9 protein-coding genes are annotated in these 5,434 nt (G+C 43.3%); all 9 read right to left on the minus strand.

Annotation, left to right across the window (positions count from 1 at the left end; all coding sequences use genetic code 11):
* Positions 1-846: 846 nt before the first annotated feature.
* Positions 847-1,146, minus strand: coding sequence for a type II toxin-antitoxin system RelE/ParE family toxin (locus GJS45_RS23425; RefSeq protein ID WP_162344326.1), 300 nt, complete (start codon positions 1,144-1,146; stop codon positions 847-849).
* A complete protein-coding gene (locus GJS45_RS23430) occupies positions 1,139-1,393 on the minus strand; it encodes a type II toxin-antitoxin system ParD family antitoxin (RefSeq protein ID WP_394366615.1) in 255 nt (84 codons plus the stop codon). The genes GJS45_RS23425 and GJS45_RS23430 overlap by 8 nt, the downstream gene beginning before the upstream one ends.
* Before the next feature lie 821 nt (positions 1,394-2,214).
* Entirely contained in the window at positions 2,215-2,535 is a 321-nt protein-coding gene (locus GJS45_RS23435; protein WP_162344327.1) for a type II toxin-antitoxin system RelE/ParE family toxin, read from the minus strand.
* Complete coding sequence (locus GJS45_RS23440; protein ID WP_162344328.1) at positions 2,532-2,765, minus strand: hypothetical protein; 234 nt, start codon at positions 2,763-2,765, stop codon at positions 2,532-2,534. The genes GJS45_RS23435 and GJS45_RS23440 overlap by 4 nt, the downstream gene beginning before the upstream one ends.
* A gap of 182 nt (positions 2,766-2,947) precedes the next feature.
* The gene (locus GJS45_RS23445; RefSeq protein ID WP_162344329.1) at positions 2,948-3,196 is read right to left on the minus strand and encodes a hypothetical protein; all 249 of its coding nucleotides are present in this window, start codon (positions 3,194-3,196) and stop codon (positions 2,948-2,950) included.
* A 582-nt stretch (positions 3,197-3,778) separates the two neighbouring features.
* A complete protein-coding gene (locus GJS45_RS23450) occupies positions 3,779-4,084 on the minus strand; it encodes a hypothetical protein (RefSeq protein WP_235954948.1) in 306 nt (101 codons plus the stop codon).
* Between the two features lie 370 nt (positions 4,085-4,454).
* Positions 4,455-4,865 carry a putative toxin-antitoxin system toxin component, PIN family gene (locus tag GJS45_RS23455; protein ID WP_162344331.1) on the minus strand — a complete coding sequence of 137 codons (411 nt, stop codon included), beginning with the start codon at positions 4,863-4,865 and terminating at the stop codon, positions 4,455-4,457.
* A complete protein-coding gene (locus GJS45_RS23460) occupies positions 4,837-5,073 on the minus strand; it encodes a hypothetical protein (protein ID WP_162344332.1) in 237 nt (78 codons plus the stop codon). Before GJS45_RS23460 ends, GJS45_RS23455 begins: the two co-directional genes overlap by 29 nt.
* A gap of 161 nt (positions 5,074-5,234) precedes the next feature.
* On the minus strand, positions 5,235-5,434 hold a 200-nt coding region (locus GJS45_RS23895), incomplete at its 5' end, for a hypothetical protein (RefSeq protein WP_235954949.1).

Raw genomic sequence — 5,434 nt, forward strand, 5'->3', positions numbered from 1 at the left:
TCCCGCTTCTTTCAATCGTAGACGTTCGATCAAAATTAGCCGATGCTTCGAAAATTGGTTCCTGCAAAAAAAACATACCTTAAAACGCAAAAAGGCCAGACCCTAAAGTCCAGCCGATAACGAGCCAGTTTAACCACCGGATTAAGACTGAGAGACGAAGGGATGGTGTGGTGATGTGGTGATAATTTGATGGTACAATTGGTTGACCCTTAACCACCGGGGTTGATTCCAAAGTAAAGGCTGACTGCCAGATAGCCACTATGAATACCTCAAACGGTTCCGAGCTACTTTAACCACCACGATTGGACCAAAAGCAAGGTCTAAAAACTAAAAGGCCAGACTCCAAAGCCAAGCCCGTATCGAACCATATTAACCCTTAACCACCAGGTTTGAACCTAAAATAAGTCATACTGCCAAAGTGCCCGTCTCAAATTCCCCACAGGTTTCGAGCCAATTAACCCTTAACCACCACAGTTGACCAAGCGGTAAGCCTAAAATGCCAGGCAGTTCAGTTGGGCTCCATATCCGCCCAAAATGCCCTTTTAACCCTTAACAACCAGGGTTGAATCCAAAGTAAAGACTGACTGCCAGACAGCCGCTATGAATACCTCAGACGGTTCCGTGCTACTTTAACCACCACGATTGAATCTAAAACCAGCCCAAATGCAAAAAGGCCAGACCCCAAAGTCCAGCCCATACCGATCATAACAACCACGGCTGACTCCCATACCACCTCTCATGCCTATTTGCCCATAACTACACCTCAGCCCATTCCAAGCCACGTTAACCACCACCACTGAACCCAAGACAAGCCCAAATGCAAAAAGGCCAGCGTGATATTTTCCTCTATTCGGTCAATCTGTTTTTCAAATTCATTCTTCCGTGCAGTATCCTTGTTATTTCAATTTGTATTGAATTGGTTTTCCGGTAGAAGATTATATGTTGATTTGCTTTTAATCCAAACAAGTCGGTAGTAATTCCGTCATAATTTTTCCCTAATTCAGGATTATTGGCAATATCCTGGCAGCTGTTGAGTAGCATATTGTAATATTTATCAGCTTGCTCCTCGGACCACTCATCAGCCGTATAGCCCCAAATCTCGTTCAAGTCATCCACCGCTTTATTGGTCAATTTATATTCAGCCATTCTTTCTCCTTTTGGCTTTTAATTCCTCAAGGTTCTTTTTTGGATCAAAATCGCTTGCTATGCCACTATCAATTCCTTCCTGAATCGCATTTCTCAAGGCAATTGCTTTACTTTCTTCATTTTCCAAAAGGCGAAGCCCGGCACGAATAACTTCGCTTACGTTTTTATATCGTCCAGCAGCAACCTGACTACTAACGAATTGGTCAAAATAATTTCCTAGTGATATAGATGTATTTTTACTCATCATTCAAACTTTTACCTAAATGTACCAAATATTGGTAATTGACCCAAATTACACGCAACGTTTTGCTTTAACCAACAGGTCTGAAAACCAAACCCCGGCGGGGGTGAAAGGATTATAACCCCTAGTAAGCCGAGAAACAAGTCGTAATAACCGTTGAATCCGATTTAAGACGGAGCGACTAAGGGATGATTTGATGATGTGGTGATTAAATGAAAATCAACTAATCCAAGCCCTGAGGGGGCGAAATACCATAAGCCCCGGGTAAGCCGACAAGGGAGGCGCAGCCCGGGGTAGTCGGGGTCTTGCGCTCCCTGCATTGGCTATCCAGCTGCTCAATAGTGAAGCTGGCTTTCCGCCAACGCCAGGGCACATTTGGGACCTCCCCCTGGACTCCAACGGGTCACCGTTAAAGAGGTAGGGGCTATGGAACTAAGAGATGGAGGACGTACACAAAATTTTAGTCACTAAGGGCACAAAGAGCCTCGAAGGACACAAAGGGAATTGGAGACTTAGAGACGAACGGATGGTGTGATGATGTGGTGATTTGATGGTTTTATGGTTCGATGGTGGGATGGTTTGATGATGTGAGGATTTGGTGATGTGGTGATTTGACGATGTCTAATGTGCTGATGGCACGTGCTGTTTGGCATTTGCAATGCCGAACCCAGATGAACAGGGTTTGTAACCCTGGGTTCGTGGATGCCAATGGATGATGAATGGTATGATGATTTGATGGTTTGATGGTTTAATATGCCAATCTTACCAGTGCTATGCTGGTTTATTATCTGCATGCGATCATTATGGCTAATTAAAAACAGCTGGGATTAACCATTCCTGCCTATTTTTATAGGGCTTAAACGGGTATCAAAGACATCTAATATTTTTATGGAAAGGGTTTCTTCTTCAACTCGATAGATAAGTTTGTAATTTTTAAATACCAAATACCGGTATTTTTTTTCTAACCTCCTTAGTGCTTCCTCACGCTGTCCCATATAGGGGTTTTGTGTTAAGGGATCAGCAGTATGTACTATTGACCTAACGAGATTCGTAGCAATATCCGGACTTGCCTTAAAATAATAATATTCATAAATAGCTTGCACCTGTTTTTCGGCAAATTCAGACCAAATTACAGTATAGGAATTCATTTATATTTTTTCATCAATTCTTCAGAGGTTTTAAATTTTCTTGCCGAAAAATCTGCTTCAGACCGCAACGTTCTGGCTATTAGTTCCTCTTCACTGAATGGCTTATCAGCACCTGCAAAATTAATCTCAAGTTGTTTTTTTAGTAAATCCTCGAGTTCGGAAATGGCTTCTTCGTTGGTCAATTTTAAAAAATCACGAATAAAATCAATTTTTCTGTTTGCTAGTTCCATGGTATCCTTACATTTCTATAAAACTACAACATCCCATTCACTTATTCAATTCAAATTTCTTCAAATCTTTAATGAGAATACTGAATCGCTTTGCTCTATTGGTGATGATCTAATTGGCGGTTGGCTTTTGGCTATTGGATGTGCCAATGGCTAAAGGCTAATGGCCAAACAAGATACGAAACCTATAAACCTTTCAACCGCTTCACCAACTTCCCTGCCTTTTCATAGACCGTCGGATTTTCTCTGATGGCGAACGATTCATTGAAATTTCGGATGGTATACGCATCCTGAATCAACTGTTTGTCAGAAAGTTTATGGTGCAAAACCATCCAGTCCAACACGTCGGTCCAGCGCCAAATTTTGGTTTTGGAGGTGACACCCGCCACCGGAACAGGAAAGGCTCCCTTCCCTCTGGCACCGGAAATCAGCAAGCGGATGGATTCTTTGGACCTGTGTGAAGGGGAGACTTAGAGACTAAGTGACGGAGGGCCAGATGAAACGTACAGGGGTTTTTAGTCACTAAGGGCGCAAAGAGGCTCGAAGGGCACGAAGGGGATTGGAGACGAAGAGATGATGTGGTGATGGGGTGATAAAATCTGTAAACCTATTTCAGGACAAGCGATTGGACCTAAATTGTATGGTAGCCTGTCTAACGGCTACTATATCAGGTAGTCGGGAACCAAGCCCCAAGGGGGCGAAATACCATAAGCCCCGGGTAAGCCGACAAGGGAGGTGCAGCCCGGGGCAGTTGGAGCCTCGCGCTCCCTGCATTGGCTATCCAGCTGCTCAATAGTGAAGCTGGCTTTCCGCCAATGCCCGGGCACGTTTGGGACCTCCCCCTGGCCCCCCTCCTACAACAGGAGGGGGAGTCAAGCCAGGAACAAGCATTACTACCGCACCTAAATCCCAAAAACAGCCCCAAATGCAAAAAGGCCAGACACGAAAGCCCAGCACGTATCGAACATAACCAACACGATTGGACCTAAATTGTATGGTAGCCTGTCTAACGGCTACTATATCAGGTAGCCGGGAACCAAGCCCCGACGGGGCGAAATACCATAAGCCCCGGGTAAGCCGACAAGGGAGGCGCAGCCCGGGGTATTCGCGGTCTTGCGCTCCCTGCATTGGCTATCCAGCCGCTCAATAGTGAAGGCAGCTTGCCGCCAATGCCCGGGATGGTTCCATTTCAGGTTAACGCAGATGACAGGATAAAGGCTGATGGGGGTAGTAAACGCCAATTCCTTCCGTACTTTTGGCTTGACCCAAAAAGTACCAAAAAGGTCAAGACAAAAAAATCCTTCCCCCCGCAATCCTCCCACACCCCCGGTTTTTTGTCGGCCCACCCGCTTCTTTCAATCGTAGACGTTCGATCAAAATTAGCCGATGCTTCGAAAATTGGTTCCTGCAAAAAAAACATACCTTAAAACGCAAAAAGGCCAGACCCTAAAGTCCAGCCCATATCAAACCACATTAACCCTTAACTACCACGATGGAAACCAAAACCAGCGCTCCTTCCAACATGCAAGAACCTTTACACTAGCCGGCACCCATTTCTTCTGCCAAAAAAATCTGTGCTAATCTGTGGCCATCTGTGGTGAATCAGTAAACTTTTACCCCTGGACCTGTGCTCATAAATTTTGATTTCGACCTATAGACTTATCCAATATGAGGTTGTTTTTCAAAAAAAAGTCAATAGTTAAAGAGTTCCCTAAATTGTTTAAAAGATACAACCTTTAAGTTATCGACTTTTAGGTCCAATAATAATTTGTCTCCTGTTACAAGAAAATCGGATTGTGATTGTATGGCCAAATCAAACAAGAAATTATCTTGTTTATCTGGACACCCCTGGAAATTTGTCGAAATGGAAATAATGGTCGTTAAATTACGAATAAAATTTAAATAAAAATCCGGTTTAAAATGGAGTACCTTTGTAAATTTATCTCTAGACAAAACTTCTTCTAATTCTTCTTCAAGCTCATTACAGGAAAACACTATTAAATTGTGGTCTAAAATGAGTTTTGTAATCTCATCTAATTTTCGTCCTATAATGTAGCTGACCCAGATATTAGTATCAAGGATTATCCTTCTTCCGTTCCTCATACCGGGATTTTCTTACTGAACTGCAAGATTCGACAATTTCTGCTAATGAGATATTATTTTTTTGCACGGATTTATTCAGCCACTTAGCCTGAGTCATCATCAAGGCTTGTTTATCCGCAACCCTCAAATCCATTCCCAGCTTTTTTGCAATATCCAAAAGGAGCTTCAGATCATCCTCGGAAGTACTATTTAAAATCAATGTTTCCATCTTTTGATTTACATTTTTGCCAGATTGCCATTGCCTGTTTAATTTATTTCTCTACCAAAGTAACGAATTAGTAGAACAAAAGATTTAAATGATCTATGATTTTTGATTTTTTGAATGATGTGATGATTTGGGCATGTGATGATTTGCTGATGTGGTTAATCTTAACCACGATTGGACCTAAATTGTATGGTAGCCTGTCTAACGGCTACTATATCAGGTATCCGGAACCAAGCCCCGAAGGGGCGAAATACCATAAGCCCCGGGTAAGCCGACAAGGGAGGCGCAGCCCGGGGTAGTTGGGGCCTCGCGCTCCCTGCATTGGCTATCCAGCCGCTAAAAAGTGAAACCAGGTTTCCGCCAA

The sequence above is a fragment of the Cyclobacterium salsum genome (assembly GCF_010119245.1).
Classification (GTDB): Bacteria; Bacteroidota; Bacteroidia; order Cytophagales; family Cyclobacteriaceae; genus Cyclobacterium; species Cyclobacterium salsum.

Excerpts from the sequence above, each read along its gene's own strand:
- GJS45_RS23425 (WP_162344326.1), bottom strand. The coding sequence starts at position 1,146 with ATGGCTGAATATAAATTGACCAATAAAGCGGTGGATGACTTGAACGAG.
- GJS45_RS23430 (WP_394366615.1), bottom strand. The coding sequence starts at position 1,393 with ATGATGAGTAAAAATACATCTATATCACTAGGAAATTATTTTGACCAA.
- GJS45_RS23435 (WP_162344327.1), bottom strand. The coding sequence starts at position 2,535 with ATGAATTCCTATACTGTAATTTGGTCTGAATTTGCCGAAAAACAGGTG.
- GJS45_RS23440 (WP_162344328.1), bottom strand. The coding sequence starts at position 2,765 with ATGGAACTAGCAAACAGAAAAATTGATTTTATTCGTGATTTTTTAAAA.
- GJS45_RS23455 (WP_162344331.1), bottom strand. The coding sequence starts at position 4,865 with ATGAGGAACGGAAGAAGGATAATCCTTGATACTAATATCTGGGTCAGC.
- GJS45_RS23460 (WP_162344332.1), bottom strand. The coding sequence starts at position 5,073 with ATGGAAACATTGATTTTAAATAGTACTTCCGAGGATGATCTGAAGCTC.